Source organism: Rothia nasimurium (assembly GCF_049068285.1).
Taxonomy (GTDB): Bacteria; Actinomycetota; Actinomycetes; order Actinomycetales; family Micrococcaceae; genus Rothia; species Rothia nasimurium_I.
This window is the reverse complement of sequence record NZ_JBLKPV010000007.1, coordinates 1-21,937: the sequence shown is the minus strand read 5'-3', so window position 1 is coordinate 21,937 and position 21,937 is coordinate 1. Positions and strand designations below refer to the sequence as shown.

At 58.1% G+C, this 21,937-nt stretch carries 18 protein-coding genes; 12 read left to right on the top strand and 6 right to left on the bottom strand.

What is annotated here, in order from left to right; all coding sequences use genetic code 11:
- Positions 1-10: 10 nt before the first annotated feature.
- The gene (locus ACMXX3_RS07260; protein WP_421084067.1) at positions 11-796 is read right to left on the bottom strand and encodes an ABC transporter ATP-binding protein; all 786 of its coding nucleotides are present in this window, start codon (positions 794-796) and stop codon (positions 11-13) included.
- A 153-nt stretch (positions 797-949) separates the two neighbouring features.
- Between ACMXX3_RS07260 and serB the strand changes: the two genes are divergently transcribed.
- Positions 950-1,885, top strand: a complete 936-nt coding sequence (gene serB / locus ACMXX3_RS07255; RefSeq protein WP_421084066.1) for a phosphoserine phosphatase SerB — start codon at positions 950-952, stop codon at positions 1,883-1,885.
- A gap of 171 nt (positions 1,886-2,056) precedes the next feature.
- On the opposite strand, the gene ACMXX3_RS07250 is transcribed toward serB, so the two are convergent.
- Together ACMXX3_RS07250 and ACMXX3_RS07245 are read right to left on the bottom strand one after the other, a co-directional pair.
- Entirely contained in the window at positions 2,057-2,797 is a 741-nt protein-coding gene (locus ACMXX3_RS07250; protein ID WP_185172947.1) for an SDR family oxidoreductase, read from the bottom strand.
- A 175-nt stretch (positions 2,798-2,972) separates the two neighbouring features.
- On the bottom strand, positions 2,973-3,680 hold the full coding sequence (locus ACMXX3_RS07245) for a beta-ketoacyl-ACP reductase (RefSeq protein ID WP_421084065.1): 708 nt from the start codon (positions 3,678-3,680) through the stop codon (positions 2,973-2,975).
- A 217-nt stretch (positions 3,681-3,897) separates the two neighbouring features.
- Here ACMXX3_RS07245 and ACMXX3_RS07240 point away from each other — a divergent pair, with 217 nt between their 5' ends.
- Together ACMXX3_RS07240 and ACMXX3_RS07235 are read left to right on the top strand one after the other, a co-directional pair.
- Positions 3,898-4,389 (top strand): DUF3099 domain-containing protein, encoded by a 492-nt coding sequence (locus ACMXX3_RS07240; RefSeq protein ID WP_421084064.1) that lies wholly within the window; start codon positions 3,898-3,900, stop codon positions 4,387-4,389.
- A 248-nt stretch (positions 4,390-4,637) separates the two neighbouring features.
- Positions 4,638-5,609 carry an SURF1 family protein gene (locus ACMXX3_RS07235; protein ID WP_421084063.1) on the top strand — a complete coding sequence of 324 codons (972 nt, stop codon included), beginning with the start codon at positions 4,638-4,640 and terminating at the stop codon, positions 5,607-5,609.
- 51 nt (positions 5,610-5,660) lie between these two features.
- On the opposite strand, the gene ACMXX3_RS07230 is transcribed toward ACMXX3_RS07235, so the two are convergent.
- Together ACMXX3_RS07230 and ACMXX3_RS07225 are read right to left on the bottom strand one after the other, a co-directional pair.
- Complete coding sequence (locus tag ACMXX3_RS07230) at positions 5,661-6,248, bottom strand: xanthine phosphoribosyltransferase (protein WP_421084062.1); 588 nt, start codon at positions 6,246-6,248, stop codon at positions 5,661-5,663.
- Positions 6,245-7,591: a nucleobase:cation symporter-2 family protein gene (locus tag ACMXX3_RS07225; RefSeq protein ID WP_421084061.1), complete on the bottom strand. Its 1,347-nt coding sequence runs from the start codon at positions 7,589-7,591 to the stop codon at positions 6,245-6,247. Before ACMXX3_RS07225 ends, ACMXX3_RS07230 begins: the two co-directional genes overlap by 4 nt.
- A 271-nt stretch (positions 7,592-7,862) precedes the next feature.
- On the opposite strand from ACMXX3_RS07225, the gene ACMXX3_RS07220 reads away from it, so the two are divergent.
- On the top strand, positions 7,863-8,594 hold the full coding sequence (locus tag ACMXX3_RS07220; RefSeq protein WP_421084060.1) for a metal-dependent hydrolase: 732 nt from the start codon (positions 7,863-7,865) through the stop codon (positions 8,592-8,594).
- Positions 8,595-9,159: 565 nt separating this feature from the next.
- Here the strand turns inward: ACMXX3_RS07220 and abc-f are convergent.
- A complete protein-coding gene (abc-f, locus tag ACMXX3_RS07215) occupies positions 9,160-10,758 on the bottom strand; it encodes a ribosomal protection-like ABC-F family protein (RefSeq protein ID WP_421084059.1) in 1,599 nt (532 codons plus the stop codon).
- Between the two features lie 100 nt (positions 10,759-10,858).
- Here abc-f and ACMXX3_RS07210 point away from each other — a divergent pair, with 100 nt between their 5' ends.
- From ACMXX3_RS07210 to ACMXX3_RS07175, 8 genes are all read left to right on the top strand, one after another.
- Positions 10,859-11,449 carry a biotin transporter BioY gene (locus tag ACMXX3_RS07210; protein WP_421084058.1) on the top strand — a complete coding sequence of 197 codons (591 nt, stop codon included), beginning with the start codon at positions 10,859-10,861 and terminating at the stop codon, positions 11,447-11,449.
- 24 nt (positions 11,450-11,473) lie between these two features.
- Complete coding sequence (locus ACMXX3_RS07205; protein ID WP_421084057.1) at positions 11,474-12,274, top strand: energy-coupling factor ABC transporter ATP-binding protein; 801 nt, start codon at positions 11,474-11,476, stop codon at positions 12,272-12,274.
- Positions 12,271-12,888, top strand: coding sequence for an energy-coupling factor transporter transmembrane component T family protein (locus ACMXX3_RS07200; protein WP_421084056.1), 618 nt, complete (start codon positions 12,271-12,273; stop codon positions 12,886-12,888). The genes ACMXX3_RS07205 and ACMXX3_RS07200 overlap by 4 nt, the downstream gene beginning before the upstream one ends.
- A gap of 144 nt (positions 12,889-13,032) precedes the next feature.
- Positions 13,033-14,787 carry an ABC transporter ATP-binding protein gene (locus ACMXX3_RS07195; protein WP_421084055.1) on the top strand — a complete coding sequence of 585 codons (1,755 nt, stop codon included), beginning with the start codon at positions 13,033-13,035 and terminating at the stop codon, positions 14,785-14,787.
- Positions 14,784-16,706: an ABC transporter ATP-binding protein gene (locus tag ACMXX3_RS07190; RefSeq protein ID WP_421084054.1), complete on the top strand. Its 1,923-nt coding sequence runs from the start codon at positions 14,784-14,786 to the stop codon at positions 16,704-16,706. Before ACMXX3_RS07195 ends, ACMXX3_RS07190 begins: the two co-directional genes overlap by 4 nt.
- A 151-nt stretch (positions 16,707-16,857) precedes the next feature.
- Positions 16,858-20,235: a DEAD/DEAH box helicase family protein gene (locus ACMXX3_RS07185; protein WP_421084053.1), complete on the top strand. Its 3,378-nt coding sequence runs from the start codon at positions 16,858-16,860 to the stop codon at positions 20,233-20,235.
- 38 nt (positions 20,236-20,273) lie between these two features.
- Entirely contained in the window at positions 20,274-21,755 is a 1,482-nt protein-coding gene (locus ACMXX3_RS07180; RefSeq protein ID WP_421084052.1) for a type I restriction-modification system subunit M, read from the top strand.
- Positions 21,752-21,937 (top strand): restriction endonuclease subunit S (locus ACMXX3_RS07175; RefSeq protein WP_421084051.1); only part of this gene is annotated, 186 nt, incomplete at its 3' end. The genes ACMXX3_RS07180 and ACMXX3_RS07175, both read left to right, overlap by 4 nt.

The following is a 21,937-nucleotide window of genomic DNA, read 5'->3' as shown; positions in this document are numbered from 1 at the left end:
ACTGGCTTACTTAGCGGGCAAAGGCAGAATAGCGGCCAGAATCGTGAATGGTGAGGTCAAGTTCAAGACCGTAGGTAGCCGAAACATTGGCCTGGGTGAGGGTTTCTTCGATAGGGCCTGCAGCTACAATTTCGCCCTCCCGCAACAGCAGGGCGTGGGTGAAACCTGCCGGGATTTCTTCCAAGTGGTGGGTCACCAGAATCGTTGCAGGGGCAAAGGGATCAAGAGCCAGGTGGGTCAGGCGCTTGACCAAATCTTCACGCCCGGCAATATCCATACCTGCACCGGGTTCGTCGAGAATCAGCATTTCGGGGTCGGTCATCAGGGCCCGGGCAATGAGCACGCGCTTCTTCTCGCCTTCCGAGAGGGTACCGAAGGGGCGGTCAGCCAGATGAGCTACCCCCCAGTCCTCCAGCAGGGCCTTACCCTGGTTATCGTCAAAAGAATCGTATTCTTCGTTCCAGCGGCCCGCTACCCCGTAGGCTGCGGTGATAACGACGTTGAGGGCAGTTTCATTGGCAGGAATTTGGGCAGCGACGGGGGCAGAAGACAGACCAATCCGGGGTCGGAGGTCAAAGACGTCAACAGCGCCGAGAATTTCATCGAGAATATCAACTTCACCGCGGGTGGGGTGCAGGCGGGCAGCGGCGATATTGAGCAGGGTGGTCTTACCCGCGCCATTGGGGCCAAGGACGACCCAGCGCTCGCCTTCTTCAACCTGCCATGAGATGTTGTGAATGAGGTTTTTGCCACCACGGGTGACGGTGACCTGGTTGAGTTCAAGTACTGATGCCATGATTCACAACTTTAGTACGTTTTGGGGCGGGCACCTAGTTGGCCGGTGGTGTTGCAGGTAGGTTGAAGAGATGAGGACGGTGGACCGGCTAGGTCGCATGTTTGCAGGTGGTTTGTCAGCAGCCTGAGCACCGGTGCCCTTAGAATGGCTGGTATGAGTACTTCTGTGAATATTGTTGCTATTTCCCGGGCTGATGCCCCCGTCCTTGCCTCTGAGGAGCAGATCTTTGCTGCCCTGAGTGCTGTTGAAGGTCTGGAGGTCGAGGCCGGCCTGTTCATGGAGGTACCTGCCTCCCAGGTCAAGGGAGAAGCTCCTGGCCCTGCCTACCAGGTCTATATTGCTGCTGCCGAGTGGCAGCGAGGTAGCGTGGACGACGCCCGCGGAGCCTTGGGTCTACTCGATAGCCCCAGCTCCTTGGGCTTTGATCTGAACGTGGTCCCGGCAGAGCTGGCTAACGATGAGAAGAAGCTGCTCATTATGGATGTTGATTCGACCCTGATTCGCCAGGAGGTCATTGATGAGCTGGCTGCAGCTGCTGGCCGGAAGGAAGAGGTCGCTGAGGTCACCGAGCGGGCTATGCGCGGTGAACTCGATTTTGAAGAATCTTTGCGTGAGCGAGTTGCTACCCTAGCTCAACTTGATGAGTCAGTCATTGCTGATGTCGCGGCAAAGGTACAGCTCTCCCCCGGCGCAACCCGCCTGGTTGATGTCTTCTTGGCTGCTGGCCACGAGGTTGCCGTTGTTTCAGGTGGCTTTGTGCAGGTGCTTGAGCCCCTGGCTGCCCGCCTGAACCTTTCCAAGGCGCGCGCAAACGTCCTGGAAATTGAGGACGGCAAGCTGACTGGGCAGGTTACCGGACAGGTGGTGACCGGTGAGGTCAAGCGGGAGTCGCTGAAGGAATGGGCTAAGGAGTTCGATATCAAGCCCTCCCAAACCATTGCTGTGGGCGACGGGGCAAACGACGTGCTCATGATCCTTGAGGCTGAATTGGGTGTTGCTTTCAACGCCAAGACTGCCCTGCTTGAGGTTGCCGACGCCCAAATTAATACCCTGCGCCTGGATGCGGTGCGCCATTTAGCTGGGCTCTAGGGGCAAGTAGGGCCTAGCCGACCCCTAAGATAAGAGAAAGGACGCTGGTAGTTACCTACCAGCGTCCATTCTGTTCTTGCGGGAGCACCCCTACCTTTGGACCACAATCAGCTCAAAAAACCCCATAAAATGGCCTATTTTTGAGCTGATTGTGGTCCAAAGTGTTGGTGGTTACTTGATGAAGCCGCCAGCCCCACCGACCAGCTCGATGTGCCCGGTCTCGACATCGGCAGTTACCATTTTTGCTACTTCCTGGGCGAACTCATTGACGGTGTAGAGCTTGCCAGCTTCTTCGCGGCGGGCCTCAATCGCACCGGGGTGCAGGCGGTTGAGCAGGGCGGCGGTGACGGTACCCTCAATCATGTCGGCAGAGACAACCACCAGGGAAATGCCCTTTTCGGTGAGGGCAGGGATTTCTGCTAGTAGGGCGTCCTCGCCGGCGCGCTTGGACTCAGCTACCGGCTTGTACTCGGGCATGGTCTCTACTTCGCGGATGAAGTGGGCCTGGTGGCTGGTCACAAAGACGATGCGGCCACCCTCGGGCATCTTCTCAGCTGCCAGACGGGCTAGGCGTAGCTGGGAGTCGCGGTTGAGCACCATAGCGTAGTCATCGGGCATACCGGCTTCCATACCGCCAGAAGCGTTGAGAATGAGGTAGTCCAGGGAGCCGAAGTTCTCGATGGCAGCCTCTACCAGGGCGGCGGCGTCCTCGGCCTTGGTGACGTCCCCCTGAACGGCTACAGCCTTGCCGCCGGCTTCTTCAATCGCGGCAACAACCTTGGTGGCACGGGGGGCCTTGGAGCGGTAGTTGACGATGATGTTGGCACCCTGGGCGGCCAGGATCTGGGCGGTATCTGCACCCACGCCGCGGGAGGATCCGGTAATGATGATGGTCTTGTTCTGAAGTGACATTCTGAGTCCTAAATATGTGTTGTACAAATGATTACTGCGGGGGTAGAGGGCGGTAGCTCCCCGCCCTGACGTACACAGTAGCCTGGGAAGGTGTGTGCCCCGTCCGCTGGCTCTGGGATGGAGTGCCCGGGTGCGAGCGCGCGAGCACTCAGGAGGGCACGGAATGCGATTCCCCTTAGTGGCCCATTCCCAGGCCGCCGTCTACAGGAATCACGGCACCTGAGATGTACCCTGCGGCGTCGGAGGCCAGGAAGAGGGCTACGTCGGCGATTTCTTTGGGTTCGGCGAAGCGGCGGGCGGGGATGGAGTCGGTGTATTGCTTTTTGAGGTCGTCGGAGAGTTGGTCGGTCATGTCGGTTTTGATGAAGCCGGGGGCGATGACGTTGGCGGTGATGTTGCGGGCGCCGAGTTCGCGGGTGATGGAGCGGGCCATGCCGACGAGGCCTGCCTTGGAGGCTGAGTAGTTGACCTGGCCGGGGTTGCCGTAGAGGCCGACGACGGAGGAGATGAAGATGATGCGGCCGCCCTTGTTTTTGAGCAGGCCCTTGGTGGCGCGTTGGGCGACGCGGAAGGCGCCGGTGAGGTTGGTGTCGATGACGGAGGTGAAGTCTTCTTCCTTCATGCGCATGAGCAGGGTGTCTTTGGTGATGCCTGCGTTGGCGATGACGACGCCGACGGGGCCAAATTCGGCTTCGACGGTGGTGAAGGCGGCGTCGATGGAGGCTGCGTCGGTGACGTCTGCTTTGACGGCGAAGAATTCTGCGGGGGGTTCGCCGGAGCGGTAGGTGATGGCGACGTTGTAGCCGGCTTTTTTGAATTCGGTGGCGATGGCGTAGCCGATGCCTCGGTTGCCGCCGGTGATGAGTACGGTGGGGTTGGTCATTGTTTCACCTTGTTGTGGGGGTTTGGTTCTGTCCCTATCTTACGCTCTTGAGAAAAAAGTGGTGCTTTGTTCAAGTAGGCGCGTGTTATTTGACCTGGCGGGTGTGGTTAGGTGGTGTCAGGTTGGGTGAGGCAGTTTTGTAGCAGGAGTAGACTGGTTGGGGTGCCATGTGGTGCCGGATTTTTGTGGTTCTTGTGTGTTCAGGGAGGTGAATGTGGTGGCGCAGAAGTATTGGACTGCCGAGGATTTGAAGGCTGCCGGGTATTCTTCCGGTGAGCCTGAGGTTTTTGAGATCACCGGTGCTGATGAGCGTCAATCGGTGGGGGTCAGCTCCCGGGCAAAGGTTTATGCTTTCAAGATGCTTTTGCGGGTTACCTGCATTGTTGCTGCCGTCCTCACCGATGGTATCTGGCAGTGGATTTTCATTGCCGGTGCGGTTGTTTTTCCCTGGTCAGCTGTGGTAGTTGCTAACGGCAATGCTCGACAGGGCGGTGGGTCTTTTACCTCTATGCTTCCGCCCGAGCAGCAAGCTGCCATTGAAGCAGCCCAGGCTGAACGGGTTGCCCGGACCAGCGAAGGTACCGGCACAGGAGGCGATACTGCAGATTCAGCTGAATTTGGTGATGGCGCCGGTTTGGCTGAGTCCCTCATTATTGAGGGCGAGATTGTTTTAGACGCTGATGAGTCAGGACGCGGTGACGAAGGGTAGACATGGATATTTTGGGTTCCTTGGGGTCTGGCCATTTGCCCCACAACAGTGATGGCCCCCAGTTTGTGAAGTGCAATCGTAAGGGGTGTGTGGCTGAGGCTGAGTTTGAGGTCTTGTGGAATAATCCCAAGATTCATACGCCTGAGCGGCGGAAGTCCTGGGCCGCTTGTTCCGAGCATGTCCAGTATCTTCAGGATTTTGTGGTGGCTCGTGGTTTTTGGAAGGAAACGGTGCCCCTAGGTTAGGGTATGTGGGTGAAGAAATACGGTTTTTTGTTCTCCGGTAAGTGGCTGGGTATTTTTGCCCTGACGGTTGCAGCTTCCCTGCTGTGCCTCTATTTGGCCGGCTGGCAGATGGGTCGCAAGGAGGCGCTTGATTTTTCGAATGAACGGATTTCGCAAAATTATGATGCTGCCCCCCTGGCCTTGAGCGACCGGCCTGATCTCTTTTCGTCGGAGAATTCTTCCCTGCGCTGGCAGCCGGTGACCATGAGTGGCACCTACCTGACTGAGCACCAGTATCTGGTGCGCAACCGTCCCTATAAGGGTTTGAACGGTTACGAAATTCTGGTTCCCTTCCAGACCGCCGATGGGCAGATTCTGGTGATTGACCGCGGGTGGATGGAAGCGGCTTTTGGGGACGCTAGCTCAACGGCCCAGCAGGTTCCAGCAGCCCCCAGCGGCTTGGTTACCCTTACCGCCCGCCTGGTCGAGGGGGAAATTGATACTGGTTCTTCCCCCCTGCCCGGCCAGCTCTCCAGCATTGACCTACCAGAACTCAAAGACTTGACCGGCCTCGATGTGGCTACCGTCAACTACGGCGTACTTGCAAGCGAAGACCCGGCCCCGACGTCCGCCCCCATTCTCAAAGAGAAGCCAGAAGAAGACTACGGCCCCAATCTCTCCTATTCGGTGCAATGGTACTGCTTTGCCATCATGTTCTATATCGCCTTCTTCTGGTCAGCCCGCCAGAAGGTCCGCAATGACGAGCTAGATGCCCAGGTCGCTGCTGAACTGATGGCCTACTTCAACCAGTTCTACGATGAGAACGGCACCTACATTGGCAATGAGGACGAGGAAATCGTCCGGCGCCGCATGGATTTCGTAGATGACATGCCAGCTCACATGAAATCGATTGTGCGCCCGAAACTGCCCAAGAAGGGCAAACACCTGACCGATGAGGAAATCGAAGACGCCCTGATTGACGGGTACATCTCCTAAAAGAATTCCCCTCCACCGCAGCTGGTGGAGGGGAATTGTCTAGGGGCTTATCTAACTACCTTCAACTTCGTGGCTAAAGACCACGCCGTCCTCGGTAAAGTGATCAATCATGGCCAGGGAGTAAACGTCAAAGCCGCGCTCGCGGAACTCTTGACCACCGCCCTGGAAAACCTTTTCAATAGCAATCCCGTAGCCGACAACTTCAGCCCCACCCTGCTCACACAGGGAGGTCAGCCCGTGCAGGGCCTGGCCGTTAGCCAGGAAGTCATCAATAATCAGGATCTTATCCTGCGGGGTAACAAAGCGCTTATCAACGCGGATGTCATACTCAATCTTCTTGGTGTAAGAGAAGACCTTGGCATGGTAGGTGTCATTGGACAGGGTCTTAGAAGAAATCTTCTTGGCAAAAACCATGGGCACCCCCAGGTGGAGGGCTGCCGTCATGGCCATTGAAATCCCTGAGACTTCTAGGGTCAGGACGCGGGTGACACCGGCGTCCTTGAAGTGGTCAGCGAAGTCCCGGCCCATTTCCATCATGAGTTCAGGGTCAACCTGGTGGTTGACGAACTGGTCTACCTTAAGAATATTTCCGGGAAGGATTCGCCCTTCTGAGCGGATTTTATCTTCGAGAAGTTTCATGCTGTTTCCTTGGGTGTACGGTCAACCAAAACAATGTTGAGCAAGAGGGCTACCAGGGTTCCGGTGGAGATACCGGAGGAGAGAATCATCTGCAGGGCGGTAGGCAGGTTAGCCAGCATGTCGGGGCGGACGGTCACGCCAATACCCAGGGCCAGGGAGATGGAGACGATCAACAGTTCCCGGTCGCCCAGCTCAATGGAGGCGAGGGTTTTAATACCCTGGGCTGCCACCAGGCCGAACATGATGACGCCAGCTCCGCCCAGCACCGGCTGGGGCATCACTGAGATCAGAGCTGAGAGTTTGGGGAAGACACCCAGGGCAACGAGGATGATGCCGGCAACAATCATGACCCGGCGGGAGGCCACCTTGGTCAGGGTGATCAGGCCAACGTTCTGGGAGAAGGCGGTGTTGGGGCCTGCCCCGAACATGCCTGCGAGCGCTGAGCCGACACCGTCCGCAAGGACGCCGCCGGAGACCTGCTTCTCGGTTACCTTTGCCTGGCTTGCCTGGCCGATGGCCATCATGATGCCGACGGTACCAATGGTTGAGACGATGTAGGCGGGGATGAAGGCGAGGGTTGAGGCCCAGTCGAAGTGGAGGCCGTAGGAGAAGATGTTGGGCAGGGCGAACCAGGCGGCGTCGCTGACAACTGAGAGGTCAACGAGGCCTAGGGGGATGCAGACCAGGTAACCTGCAACCATGCCGATGAAGACGGCGGCTGCCTTGAGGATGCCGCGGCCGAAGTGGTTGATGGCCAGGGTGAGGGCCATGACGCCGAAGGCGATGGTGAGGTTTTGGAGGGAACCGTAGCTGTCGGATCCGACGCCGCCTGCTGCCCAGTCCATGGAGACTGGGAGCAGGGTGATGCCGATGAGGGCTACGACGGTGCCGGTGATGAGGGGCGGGAAGAAGCGCATCAGGGGTTTGATGAAGCGAGAGAGCACGATTTCAACGAGGGATGCGCTGAGGGTTGCTGCGACGATGCCGGCCATGCCGAATTGGGAGCCGACGGCGATGGTGGGGTTGACGAAGGTGAAGTCTGTGCCCATCATGCCGGGGACGCGGGCGCCGACGGGTCCGATGCCTTTGGACTGGATGAAGGTGGCGATACCTGCGACAAAGATGGAGGCGCTGACGATGAGGGAGGTCTGGGCGACGGTGAAGCTAAGAGCGTTGGCGACGACCAGGGGTACCGCAATAATCCCGGCGAAGGCGGCCAGGATGTGTTGGAGCGCTAACAGGATGGAGACGCCGACGGGTGGGGTGTCGTCCATGGTGTAGAGCATGGTGTTTGAAGTTTCAGCAGGGGTCGGGGTTTCTGACCCGTGGGTATGTTTGTTCAAACCAATTGACTTTCAGTATGTAGTTGTGAGGCCACCTGTGGGTGGCAGGGCGGGGAAAACTTGCCCTAGTTTTTAGTGTACGCCCGGGGTGGGGTTTTTATGGGTTGAGTTGGGGGTTTTAGGCGGTGGTGTTGGGTGGGGATGTCCGGGGCAGGCGTGGGGGCTGAGGACAGGTGGGGGCAACTCGAATGATTAGAACAGGTGTTCGAATCGTGGTAGGGTGGGGCCTATGATTCATATTCTTTTCACACGGAGGGGTGATTAGGTCGCCATGATGGGTTATTCCCATTCCGTCAGTGCAGCTGCTGCCTGGCTGGCCCTCATTGAAGCAGGAGTTGTCCCCCTAGAGGATCCAGCAACGATCGCGGTGACCACCCTCGCTGCAGCAGGAGCTGGTATGTTTCCCGATGTGGATCATCCCAAGGGAACCATCGCCCATTCCATTCCCCCGGTCAGCGGCTGGGTAGCCCGAGGCGTCAGTCTGATTTCTGGCGGCCACCGGAAGGGCACCCATTCTTTGGTGGGACTTGCAGCCTTTTGGGCTCTTGCTTATTTTGCTGACCGCCTCACCTATGCGGGTATTCCCGTGCTGGCTCTAGCACTTGCAGCTTTTGCCGGGGGCCTGGCCTTGCGGACCTTCAAGGCACCTGGTGGCTGGGCCGGGGCCGTCCTCATGGTTTTCGGCGTTTGGGCAACAGATTCCTTGGTGTACATGCCCTGGGCCATTCTGACGGGGGCCGCCACCCACTTACTGGGAGATGCCCTCACCACCCGCGGCATCAATCCACTGTGGCCGGTGACCATCAAGCCCCTGGTTCCGAGCAAGCTGTGGCGCAAGAGCGGCTATATGGCCCTTCCCCTGCTGGGGGACGCCGACAGCACCAGGGAGAAGATCCTCACCCTTGGACTCTCCTGCTATATCGCGCTCTTTGCGCTCGCTGCCCTGGGTTTTGTGGATACATACCCAGCCCAATTGCCAGCTGTTATTTTTGACCCAGCCTGAGTTTGATCAGGGGTTAATAGTCAAGGAGCCAGATGCTTAATCAAGCGTCTGGCTCCTTGCGTATGTCACCCTGTCATCACTTCATGTAGTCACTCACGAAAGGCGGGTGGAAGGAAAACTTTTATGTATTCGCCTCAGCGAAGAAGGGGTTTAGTCTTCGGTCCAGTAAACGTCGACCTCTACGCCCTCTTCAGCAGCGATTTCGGGGTAACGTACGTCGTGTGATTCCAGCATAGAATCATCCTTTCTTCTACACCCAACGTCGGTGTTGGGTCTCGAGGTTCAGTTCATCTGCGAACTGTTTTCTGTCTTGCTCTGAAGCCTTACTTGGCGGGGCCTCCTAGCTGTTTTCAACTCTACTCCCCCGTTCTCACAGAACTCCACCCCCGGACGTCCGTTATCATTTCGTGACCTTTGTTTGACTGATAGAAACCCACATAACACACGGGTGCACTCCCCTTGGCGTGATGCGCCAAACAGTGGGTTTGAGTCAAAAACCTACACATAAGCGGGTTGGTACGAACCAACCCGCTGTATGAGCCTCCCAGAATCTAAGCACCTGAGATTAGGCCAAGGAGATGAGGTCCTGGTATTCCTTACTCCACAAATCTTCTACCGCATCAGGCAAGAGCAATACCCGTTCAGGATCAAGAGCCTCAACCGCGCCCTCATCGTGGGAGACCATCACAATAGCCCCCTGGTAGTTCTTCAGGGCATTCAGGATTTCTTCGCGGGAGGCCGGATCCAGGTTGTTGGTCGGCTCATCGAGCAGCAGCACGTTAGCGGACGAGGCCACCAGGGTCGCCAGAGACAGGCGGGTTTTCTCACCACCAGAGAGCACCCCGGCAGGCTTATCAACATCATCACCAGAGAAGAGGAAGGAACCCAGGATGGTGCGCACCCGGGTATCATCCAAATCAGGGGCTGCCGACTTCATGTTTTCAAAGACGGTGCGATCATGGTCCAAAATTTCGTGTTCCTGGGCAAAGTAGCCCACCTTAGCTCCATGGCCGTAGATAACTTCACCGGTATCGGGCTGGGTACTCTTAGCCAGCATACGCAGCAGGGTGGTTTTACCGGCACCATTGAAGCCCAGCACCACCACGCGCGAACCCCGGTCAATCGCCAGATCAACATCGGTAAAGATCTCCAGAGAGCCATAGCTCTTAGAAAGCCCGGTGGCAGAGAGGGGGGTCTTACCGCAGGGGGCAGGGTCGGGGAAGCGGATGGCCGCAACCTTATCAACCTGCCGCTCCTCTTCAAGGCCGCGCATGAGCTTTTCAGCTCGTTTAATCATCTGCTGGGCCGCAACAGCTTTGGTGGCCTTAGCCCGCATCTTATTGGCCTGCTCCATGAGCGCTGAGGCCTTCTTCTGAGCATTAGCGCGTTCGCGCTTGCGGCGGGCTTCGTCCTGCTCGCGCTGGAGCAGGTAGTTCTTCCAGCCCATGTTGTAGATGTCGATGACGCAGCGGTTGGCATCCAGGTAGAAGACTTTATTGACCACCAGTTCCATGAGTTCCACGTCGTGGGAGATGACCAGAATACCGCCCTGGTAGTTCTTCAAAAACTCACGCAGCCAAACCACAGAATCAGCGTCCAGGTGGTTGGTAGGCTCATCAAGCAGCATGGTGTCTGCATTGGCAAAAAGAATGCGGGCCAGCTCCACGCGGCGGCGCTGACCACCTGAGAGGGTGGAGAGGGGTTGGTTGAGGACGCGCTCAGGCAGGTCGAGGTTGGCGGTAATGGTTGCCGCCTCCGACTCAGCGGCATAACCGCCACCGGCAATAAACTCAGCCTCTAAGCGGTCATAGCGGCGCATGCCCTTGGCGTGCTCTGCCGGGTCTTCACTGGCCATCATTTCCTGGGCCTGACGCATTTTGCGGGCCACCCCGTCCAGGCCGCGGGCCGAGAAGATCCGGTCCTTAGCCAGCTGGGTCATGTCATCCACCTTGGGATCCTGGGGCAGGTACCCGATGGTGCCACCCCGCTGGACGGTTCCGTCTGCCGGCAGGGTCAACCCTGCCAGGACCTTTGTCATAGTGGTCTTGCCGGCACCGTTGCGGCCCACCAGCCCAACCTTATCCCCCTTATCAATGCGGAAGTTGACGTCTTCCATCAAGAGGCGGGCGCCAGCGCGTAGTTCGAGGTTTGAGACAGCAAGCACGGAAAGAAGATCCTTTGAATTTCAGATGTTAAGCCAACACGCTATTCTACCTGCCCCACCATTTTTGAACACCGTTCAAATGCCGGTTATATTTATGCTCATGACTACAACAACTCCCCCGGCGAAAGCCTCCCTCCCCGGCCGCGATCTGGCCCTCATTGCAGTCTTTGCAGCCTTTATCGCCGTATGTGCCATTCTTCCTGCCATACCGGTTGGCCCGGCAGCTGTGCCCATTACCCTCCAGACCTTGGCCATTTACTCAGCAGCCCTCATTCTAGGTGGCAAACGGGCCACCTTGGCTGTTGCCCTCTACCTGGCAGCAGGTTTCTTGGGCCTGCCGGTATTTTCCGGCGGCAAGGGGGGCTTTGGCACCTTCGCTTCCCCCTCGATCGGCTACTTGATCGGCTTCCTGCCCGGCGCCTTGATTACCGGCACCCTAGCTTATGCTTTCTTGCGTCGCCAGGTATCGGCCGGCGTCCGCTTTGCCCAGTTGGTCTTGGCCGTTTTGCTCGGCTTCTCCATGATTCAGGCCCTGGGTATTGTAGGCATGATGATCAACGCTAAGTTGAGCTTCACTGCTGCAACCACCGCTGCCCTGGTCTATGTTCCCGGTGATCTCATCAAGTGCCTGGTTGCAGTCTTTATTGCCCTGGCCGTCCACCGGGCCTTCCCAGCTCTTGCCCGCTCCTAGACTCCTGCTAGTAGTATCAACACCGTGTTGTTCAAGAAAAAATTAGCGTCACCCCCCGCCCCGGCCACCTTTGACCCCGGGGCGGGTTTAGCTACCCGTGCAGCTGAAGTTACGGTAGAGACCGGATCTGGCCAACGCACCCTCCTCCACGAAATCACCGTCACCCTGACGGCACCCAGGACGGCCGTGCTCGGCCTCAACGGATCTGGCAAGTCAACCTTTTTACGGCTCTTCAATGGACTCTCCCCCCTAACCTCGGGCCAGGTTTTGGTCCACGGGGTTCCGGTGGCTGATTACCTAGGCCAGGTGAGATCCCATATTGGCCTGCTTTTTGCAGATCCAGGTGCCCAGCTGGTGATGTCAACCGGTGTAGAAGATGTTGAGCTGTCCATCAAACATCTCAAAGATAAGGACGCCCGCCGCACCGCCGCCCTTGCTGCCCTGGCTGAGTGCGGGGTTGAGCACCGGGCCTTCGACTCGGTCTATAGCCTCTCAGGTGGGGAGAAACAGCTCACCGCCCTGGCAGCCGTCCTTGCCGTTAAACCTCAGGTTCTACTTTTGGATGAACCAACTACATTATTAGACCTCAAGAACACCTTGAAACTTATTGACCTGCTAGATTCCCTCCCCCAGCAGCAGTTGATTTCCACCCATGACCTTGAGCTGGCGGCGTCCTGCCAGGAGGCTATAGTGATTCATGAAGGTCGCCTCATTGCCCAAGGCCCAGCTGACCGGGTGATACACGATTACCGTCGCTGGTGTGCCCAAGGCTTCCCTACCATAGAAGCACCACAAGAAACAGAATCGGGCCAGGAAAAATCATGAACCCGGCCTATAACCTCTTTGGCACCTACCAGCCCCTTACCACCCCTATCCACCGCTGCCCCCTCTGGCTCAAAGGCCTTACCCTGGTTGCCCTGGGTCTGCTATTGGCCTTCACCACCCATTGGATGTACGGCACCGCCAGCCTCGTGACAGTCCTTGCCCTGGGAACCCTCGCCCAGATTCCACCGACTACCTGGGTTAAGACTTTCATCTCCCTGGCGTGGCTCATCCTGATCCTTGCCATCTACTACACCCTGGCACGTAAAATCCAGGCGGGTGCTGACGTCCTGCTAACCCTTCTGACCATGATTTGCGCGTCCAAGGTCCTGCTTTGGAGCACCCCCATGCCCGCCATTATCGACGGCTTCGCCCGGCTCTGTGGGCCCCTACGCTGGCTAGGGATCTCCCCCGACCGCATTGGCCTGGCCCTAGCCCTGATGATTCGCTCTATCCCCGCCATCATGGACCGCTGGCTCCTCATCAACCAGGCAGTCACGGCCCGGGGCCTCAAAGTCAGCCCCTTCAGACTCATGATCCCCCTGGTTATTTCCACCGTCTCCTATGCCCAAGACACCGGCGATGCCTTAGCAGCCAGAGGCCTCGATGCCCCCTAGCGTCCCCTCCAGAATGAGGTGGTGAAAAGTACAGCCCTACCAGGCTGCCGAATACCGCCTGTACCAGGAGCAGGTGGGCCATAATAGGAAGGACGAAGGTGCAGAGATGCACCTTTTTTCTTTATCGAAAAGCCCTAGGATTCTATGAACATCACCCGCTTCATTCACCGGCGAGAATGGCTGCTCGCCCTGGTTGCGGTGTTATCCATCGTCGCCCAGGTCTACCTTGACCTCAAGGTTCCCGAGTACATGGAGAACATCACCCTCACCATTTCGACCCCCGGCTCAGAACTGGGGGACGTCGTCTCTGACGGAACCCTCATGCTGGCAGCAGCACTGGCCTCCATGGTCTGTGCCATTATCACCGGCTTCTGTACCGCTATTTTCGGCACCACCCTTGCCCGACGCCTGCGGGCCGGGGTCTACAACAAGACCTTTGACCTCTCCAGTGCCGAGGTGAACCACATTGGCACCGACAGCCTGATCACCCGCTCCACCAACGATGTCACCCAGGTGCAGATGTTTGTGGTGATGGGCCTACAGATGAGCATTAAGGCCCCCATTATGGCGGTGTGGGCCAGCTCCAAGATCGCTACCCAGTCGCTGACCTGGACCATTCCCACAGGTATCGCCGTCCTCGCCACCCTGCTGGTTCTGGGGGTGGCGATGGGTCTAGCAATCCCCCGCATGATGCGCATGCAGAAAATCACTGACCGCCTCAATCGGGTCACCCGTGAGCACCTGACCGGCCTGCGGGTTATTCGGGCTTACACCACCGGCGCCTTCCACGAGGAGCGGTTTGAGGAGGTCAATACCGACCTGCGTAACACCACCCTCTTCATTAACTCGACCATGGCCTTCATCATGCCCCTGCTGACTGCCATTATGACCGGCCTATCGCTCTCCATCTATGTGCTGGGTGCTGTGCTGATTAACGGTACAGCCGACCTGACCGAGCGCGTCACCCTCTTTGGGCAGATGGTGGTCTTCTCCACCTACGCCCTGCAGGTTGTCACCAGCTTCATGATGATGACCGTTATCTTTGTGATGGGACCGCGAGCGCTGGTTGCCTGGCGCCGTATCCGCGAGGTTCTGACAACTCAGGCGGCGATTGTGGACGGCGGGGTCAGCGCTGGTGCTGCCCCGGCAGGTTCCCTGGAGTTTAGGAATGTCAGCTTCCGTTACCCCGAGGCTGACGGGGACGCCCTGCATTCGATTTCCTTTACGGCAGCCCCGGGTGAGACGGTGGCTATTATTGGTTCGACCGGCTCGGGTAAGTCGACCCTGGTGAATCTGATTCCGCGGTTTGCCGATGTGCGCGAGGGCGCGGTGCTGGTGGACGGTGTTGATGTGCGCGATTGGAACCAGAAGGACCTGCGCGCCCGCCTGGCTTATGTACCTCAAAAGAGTGTGCTCTTCTCGGGCTCGGTGGCCTCTAACCTGGCCCTGGGCGAGAGCCTGCAGGCTGTGACCGCCGAGGACGTGGTGGCGGCAGCTCATGCAGCTGCGGCAGCTGAGTTCGTGGACAAGAAGGAGGACGGCTACGCTTCGGCTGTTGCCCAGAACGGTAAGAACTTCTCCGGTGGTCAGCGGCAGCGCCTGTCCATGGCTCGGGCCTTTGCCCGGGGCGGGGAGATCATGATTTTTGATGATTCCTTCTCGGCTCTGGACTATAAAACTGAGCGAGATATCCGCAGTCAGCTCAAGAACTCCGCAAAGGGGGCGACCATCGTGGTGGTAGCCCAGCGTATCGGCACCGTCCGGGAGGCCGATAAGATTCTGGTGCTTGATAAGGGCCGACTGGTCGGCTCCGGTACCCACGAGGAACTCTTGGCCAGCAACGAGGTCTACCAGGATATTGCCCTGTCCCAGCTCTCTGAGGAGGAACTTCGCTCATGAGCCAGTCACCAGTTTTTACCCCCGAAGAGCTAGAGTCAGCCCGCAAAGGTCTTAAGTCTGCAGGCCAGCTGCGCGATAGCCAGCTCAAAAGCGAGAAGGGCTCCCGCCCCGGTGGCTTCGGTGGCCCCGGTGGCCCGCCGCGCCACACCCTGCCGGGGCAGGCGTCCGCCCCCTTCAAACAAACCATAGGTAAGCTACTTGCCTACCTGCGCCCGGTGCTACCCGGCATGATTGTTGCCATTGTGGCTGCCGTTATCGGGGTTGTTCTCACCATTGTTGCCCCGCAGTTCCTCTCGGCAATCACCGACGAGATTCAGAAGGGCTTCACAGGCCAGCTGGATATGGGCGAAATCTACCGCCTCATGTGGATCTCCATCGGCATGTTGGTGGCCTCCTTACTCTTGAGCCTGGTGGAGGGGCAGATTATGGCCCGCTCGACCGTCTGGGTATCGCGCTCCATGCGCCACGATTTGGACCGCAAAATTGACCGGCTGCCCCTGGCCTACATGGATAGGGGCTCAACCGGCGATACCCTCTCGCGCGTGACCAACGATGTGGATACCCTTCAGCAGACCCTCAATAACTCCCTGGCCACCACTATCACCGGTGTGGTCACCCTGGTGGGCTCAACCATCATGATGTTTGTTACCGACTGGCGCATGGCCCTAGCTGCCATTGTTGCCTCCCTGCTGGGTATTATCGCCTCAGGCTTCGTGCTGGCCCGCAGCCAGAAATACTTCGTGGCCCAGCAGCAGCTCCTGGGTAAGCTCAATGGCCACATTGAAGAAACCCTCAGCGGCCATTCCATGATTCGCGCCTACAACGGGGAGGCAGGCGCCCGCGCCGAATTTGCCGACCGCAATAGCGACCTCTACCGGGTGGCCTGGAAGTCCATGTTCTTCTCGGGCCTTATGTTCCCCCTCATGGGCTTCATCGGCAACCTGGGCTATGTGGTGGTCTGCGTGGTTGGTGCCGCCCTGGTTCTCAACAACAGCATCACTTTCGGTGTGATTGTGGCCTTTATCGTCTACGTCCGCCTCTTCACCAATCCCCTGGGTCAGCTGGCCCAGTCGGCTACCTCCCTGCAGTCGGCGGCAGCCGCTGGCGCTCGCGTCTTTGAGTTCTTAGAGGCAGAGGAGCTGGAGGACGAGTCCGCCAAGACCGCCGCCCTGGATCAGCCGGTGCGCGGGGCGGTGGACTTTGAGGACGTCCGATTCAGCTACGAGCCGGGCAAGGAGATTATCCACGGCTTTACCGCCTCGGTGGCTCCCGGCCAGAAGGTCGCGATTGTGGGCCCGACCGGTGCCGGCAAAACCACCCTGGTCAACCTGCTCATGCGCTTCTACGAGCTCGATTCGGGGCAGATTCGCATTGACGGGGTGCCCACCACCGATCTGACCCGTGAGCAGGTTGATTCCCTCTTTGCCATGGTGCTGCAAGATACCTGGCTCTTTGAGGGCACCCTGCGGGAGAACGTGGTGTACGGGGCTGGTGAGGTCAGCCAGGAGCGCCTGGATGAGGTCATGGCCTCGGTTGGCCTGGACGAGCTGGTATCGCAGCTGCACGACGGGTACGACACGGTACTGACCGACCAGACCCAGCTTTCTGCCGGGCAGAAGCAGCTGGTCACGATTGCCCGCGCCATGGTGGCTCAGAAACCCCTACTGATTCTGGATGAGGCTACCTCGTCGGTCGATACCCGCACCGAGCTGCTGATTGCCCGGGCCCTGGGCCAGCTGGCAGTGGGTAAGACCTCCTTCGTGATTGCCCACCGTCTCTCGACCATCCGGGATGCCGACGTCATTTTCGCTATGCGCGACGGCGACATTGTCGAATCCGGCTCCCACGCTGAGCTGCTGGAGCGCGGCGGCTTCTACGCCGAGCTCTACAACTCGCAGTTCGCGGGGACGGACGAGTAAGCCCCACCCCCGCCCCCAAGGGGACCTGATTTCCAAAAAGGGACCGCATAATGTGCGGTCCCTTTTAGGTTTTGAGGTCCCCTTCCAAGCGCTGACCAGGCTAAAATATGTGTGATTGCACCTACACCTTCTCGCACAGTCATGAGGCGCTATGTCTAACTTTGCTTTTGTTCACCAGGCCTTACCGGAGCTCTACCAGGATTGCGCCAAGGCTGAGGGTTATTTGGTGACGGACGCGCCCACCGCCTGTTTCTACGCCCGGCGGGCTATTGAGGGTTTGGTTGAGTATATCTACCGGGTGCGGGGTATTTATCGCCCAGAGCAGGCCACGCTGGCGACCTTGACCAGCAATGAGGCTTTCTCTGTATTTCTCGATAATGACAAGCGCCTGAAGTTCAAGACTATCCGCCACCTGGGAAACGATGCGGCCCATAACTCCCGGAGGGTCCTTTCTGAACGGGACGCCGAACGGGCGGTAACCGACCTGTATCATCTGATGGTCTGGGGTGTGTACAACCATTCGGCAACCCCGGCTTTAGCTCCTATGGGCAGGTCTTTTGACCGCCAGCTAATTCCCACGCTGCGCCGCCAGGCAGAGCAGCGAGCTCTGACCCAGCAGCGCATGGCTGAGGCTGAGGCCGAACGCACGGCTGAGCTGGAGAGACTTGCTGCTGAGCACCAGGCACGGGTTGACGCTATGGACGCCGAGCTTGAGCGTCTTCGCGCTCAGTTAGCTGAAGCCCAGGCGGCTAGGCCCCTGCCCGACACCCATGACTATAACGAGGCTGAAACCCGCGACTACTTCATCGACCTGCTCCTGGGTGAGGCTGGCTGGCCCCTTGCCAATACGCGGGACCGTGAGTACCCGGTGACGGGTCTGCCCACCCCCAGTGGGTCGGGCCGGGTTGATTACGTGCTGTGGGGTAGGGACGGCCGCCCCCTCGGCTTGGTTGAGGCCAAGCGGGCGCGGGAGTCGGTGGATGTTGGCCGCGACCAGGCAAAGGCCTATGCAGACGCGCTCCAGGCGGCGACCGGCGTCCGCCCGGTTATTTTCTATACCAACGGCTATACCCACTACCTGTGGGATGACGCTGCCGGTTACCCGCCGCGTGAGGTGCAGGGTTTCCTCACCGAAGATGAGCTGGCCCTTTTGATTGAGCGCAGGACCAGCCGCCAGCAGTTGAGCGGTCAGCAGGTGAATACTGAGATTGCGGGGCGCGACTATCAGCTGCGGGCTGTTGCTTCGGTGGCTGAGGCTTTTGATGCCCGGCGTCGTAAAGCCCTGCTGGTGATGGCGACCGGTTCGGGTAAGACCCGCACAACCATCGCGCTGGTGGACCTGCTTTCACGCGCCGGGTGGGTCAAGCGCGTCCTGTTCCTGGCTGACCGCACCGCCCTGGTGAATCAGGCGGTTAAGGCTTTTAAAACCCATCTGCCGAACCTGGCTACGGTGAATCTGGTGGAAGATAAGCAGGCCAATGGCCGGGTCTATGCCAGCACCTACCCCACCATGCTGAACATCATTAACCGCACCCGGGCTGAGGGCGAGGCCACTCTGCGCGAATTCGGCCCCGGTTACTTCGATTTGATTGTGATCGATGAGGCTCACCGGTCGGTCTATGCCAAGTACAAGGCGATTTTTGAGTACTTTGACGCCCTGCTGGTGGGGCTGACCGCTACCCCTAAAGACGAGGTTGATTTCAACACCTATGCCCTCTTTGACCTAGAAGCCGGCGTGCCAACCGACGCCTATACTCTCGATCAGGCGGTGAGCAATGGTTACCTGGTTCCTGCCCGGGGCTTTAGCGTGGGCACCCGTTTCTTGCGCGAGGGTATCCGCTATGACCAGCTCAGTGAGGCTGAGCAGGAGCAGTGGGAGTCTGCTGACTGGGGCGATTCTGTGCCCGATGAGATTACGAGCGAGGCCCTGAACCGCTTTCTTTTCAACGCCGATACGGTCGATAAGGTACTGACCACGCTCATGGAGCACGGCTACCGGGTAGCTGACGGTGAGTTGCTAGGTAAGACCATTATTTTTGCTAAGAACCAGGCCCACGCTGATTTTATCTATGAGCGGTTTAACGCGCTCTTCCCCGGTTATGGCGGCTCCTATGCCCAGGTGATTACTAACCGCACGTATGCGGCTGAGTCGGCGATTGAGAAGTTCTCTGAGCCGGAGTCTCTACCCCGCATTGCCATTAGTGTGGATATGCTCGATACCGGCATTGATGTGCCTGAGATTCTGAACCTGGTCTTTTTCAAGCTGGTACGGGCCAAGACCAAGTTCTGGCAGATGCTGGGGCGCGGCACCCGCCTGGCTCCCGATATTTTTGGCCCCGGGGCCGATAAGACGGACTTTTTGGTCTTCGATTTCTGCCAGAACCTGGAGTATTTCAGCCAGGATCTGCCCGGCTCTGAGGGTCAGCTAGCTAAGCCTGTCTCTCAGCGGGTGTTTGAAACCCGGGTGAGGCTGGCCCGGGCCCTGGTGGGCTCTGGCACCGTGAGTGCTGGGGACGATTACGCGGTGGCTGTGCGCTCTGATCTGGCTGCCTTTGTGGGCAGGTTCGATATAGGCAATGTGCTGGTGCGCCCCCACCGGGCTGCAGTGGAGCACTTTGCATCCGCGGACGCCTGGGCGCAGCTTTCTGAGGCGGAGGCCGAGTTGGCGCTGAGCTTGGGGGCTGTTGCCTCCACTGTGCCGGTTGAAGGAACCCTGGAGGCCAAGCAGTTTGACCTGCTCATGCTCGGGGCCCAGCTGTCTACCCTCACCGGTGATTCTGCCGCGCTGGCCCGTGCCAAAGAGGTGGCCCAGACCCTCGCCGAGGACCTGCTGACTAAGGCAGCGGTTCCTGCCATCGCGGCCGTCCTGCCCCACCTGGAGCAGCTGGCCGCAGATGACTGGTGGGTGGATGTCTCCCCTGCCCTGCTGGAGTTCATGCGCAAGAAGCTGCGCGGTGTCACCCATCTGCTTGATAAGGGCCAGAAGAAGATTGTCTACACCAATTTTCAGGACGAGCTTATCGACCCGGTAGAGGTCGAGGTAGTGCGCACCCAGGTGGGCATGAACCAGGAGCGGTTTGAGCAGAAAATGCAGGAGTACCTGCGCGAGCACCTGGATGCGGTTGCCGTGCAGAAGGTTCTTCGCGGTAAGCAGCTAACGGACGAGGATTTTGCTGCTCTGGCTGATTTGATCGACGCTTCGGGTATTGGCGGGCCGGCAAATGTGCAGGTGGCGCGTGAGTCCGGGGGTCTGGGTGTGTTTGTGCGCTCGCTGGTGGGTTTGAGCCAGGACGAGGCCCGGGCAGCTTTTGCGGTCTTTTTGGATGAGTCACGGTATTCGGCGACGCAGATTCGGTTTGTGCAGCGCATTGTGGATGAGCTGAGTGAGAATGGCACGGTTGACCCGTCGCGTCTCTATGAGGACCCCTATGTGAGTTTGGGTGACCCGCTTGAGATGTTCGGGGACGATGACGCCTTTGAGATTGTTTCAATTCTCAACCGTATCAGGGCTACGGCCGAGGTGGCTTAGTAGAGTGTAGGGGCTGGTGACCCCATATACTTAGAGCTATGGCTATTGCAATCTCGGGCGAGACTAAATCGCGTATTGATCGTATTTGGAATGACTTCTATTCGGGCGGTATTTCTAACCCGCTAGAGGTTATTGAGCAGCTGACTTATTTGCTGTTTATTCGTCGTTTGGATGATGCGCAGACTCGTGCTGAGAAGCAGGCCCGGTTGACTGGCCGCCCGCTGGAGAACCCGGTGTTCGGTGAGGGTCAGGAGCTGTTGCGGTGGCAGAATTTTAAGAATCAGGACCCGCAGGTCATGTTCGATGTGATGACCTCGGGTGTGTTTCCGTTCTTGCGTAATCTTGGGGCTCAGCTGGGTGGTGAGGAGTCTACCTACACCCAGCATATGAAGGACGCTACTTTTAAGGTTCCTACCCCTGCCCTGTTGGCTAAGGTTGTTGACCAGCTTGATGCTATTACACTTGATGATCTTGATACGAGTGGCGACTTGTATGAGTACCTGCTGTCGCACTTGTCGGTTGCGGGTCGTAATGGCCAGTTCCGCACTCCGCGTCACATTATTGAGTTGATGGTGGCGATGATGGCCCCTGATGTTGAGGACGTCATTGTGGACCCTGCCTGCGGTACGGCTGGTTTTTTGGTGGCGGCTGCTGAGTGGGTGCGTGAGAATCGTGACCCGTTTACGAGTGCGAAGCACCGGGAGCATTTCCATGGGGGTATGTTCCACGGGTATGACTTTGATTCGACCATGTTGCGTATTGGGTCGATGAATATGATGTTGCACGGGGTGAATAACCCTGATATTCGCTACCGTGATTCTTTGAGTGAGGGTGCCAGTGAGGACGCCGAGAAGTACTCTTTGATTCTGGCGAATCCGCCGTTTGCGGGGAGCTTGGATTATGAGGCGACAAGCCAGGATTTGTTGAAGGTTGCTAAGACCAAGAAGACTGAGTTGCTGTTTTTGGCCCTGTTTTTGAAGTTGTTGAAGCCTGGCGGGCGGGCTGCGGTGATTGTGCCGGATGGTGTTTTGTTTGGGTCGTCGAAGGCGCATAAGGACGTTCGCCGCGCCCTAGTTGAGGACCAGAAGCTGGATGCTGTGGTTAAGTTGCCTTCGGGTGTCTTTAAGCCTTATGCAGGTGTGTCAACCGCGATTTTGTTCTTCACGAAGACGAATTCGGGTGGCACTGATGAGGTGTGGTTCTTTGATGTTGAGGCTGATGGGTTCAGTCTGGATGATAAGCGGAACCCGGTTGAGGCTAATGACCTGCCGGAGGTTTTGAAGCGCTGGGCTGAGCGTGATGGGGCTGAGCGTGAGCGGGCCCGCACGGAGAAGTCTTTTACTGTTCCTAAGAGTGAGATTGTGGAGCAGGGCTATGATCTCTCTATTAACCGCTATAAGGAGCTGGTTTTTGAAGAGGTGGCCTATCGCTCCCCTGAGGAGATTATTGCGGAGCTGGAGCAGACCCAACGAGAAATTGGCGAGCACATCGAGCAGCTGAAGAAGGTGATGGGGCTGTGAGCGAGACAAAGACGGTCAGGCTCGGTGATGTCTGCCAGGTTGTGTCTGGTGCTACCCCCAAAACTTCAGTTGAAGAGTATTGGGATGGGGATATAAATTGGGTAACCCCTGCTGATTTAAGTAAGCTTTCAGGCGCATATATCTCTGAGACTCCACGAAGAATTACTGAGGCTGGTTTCAAT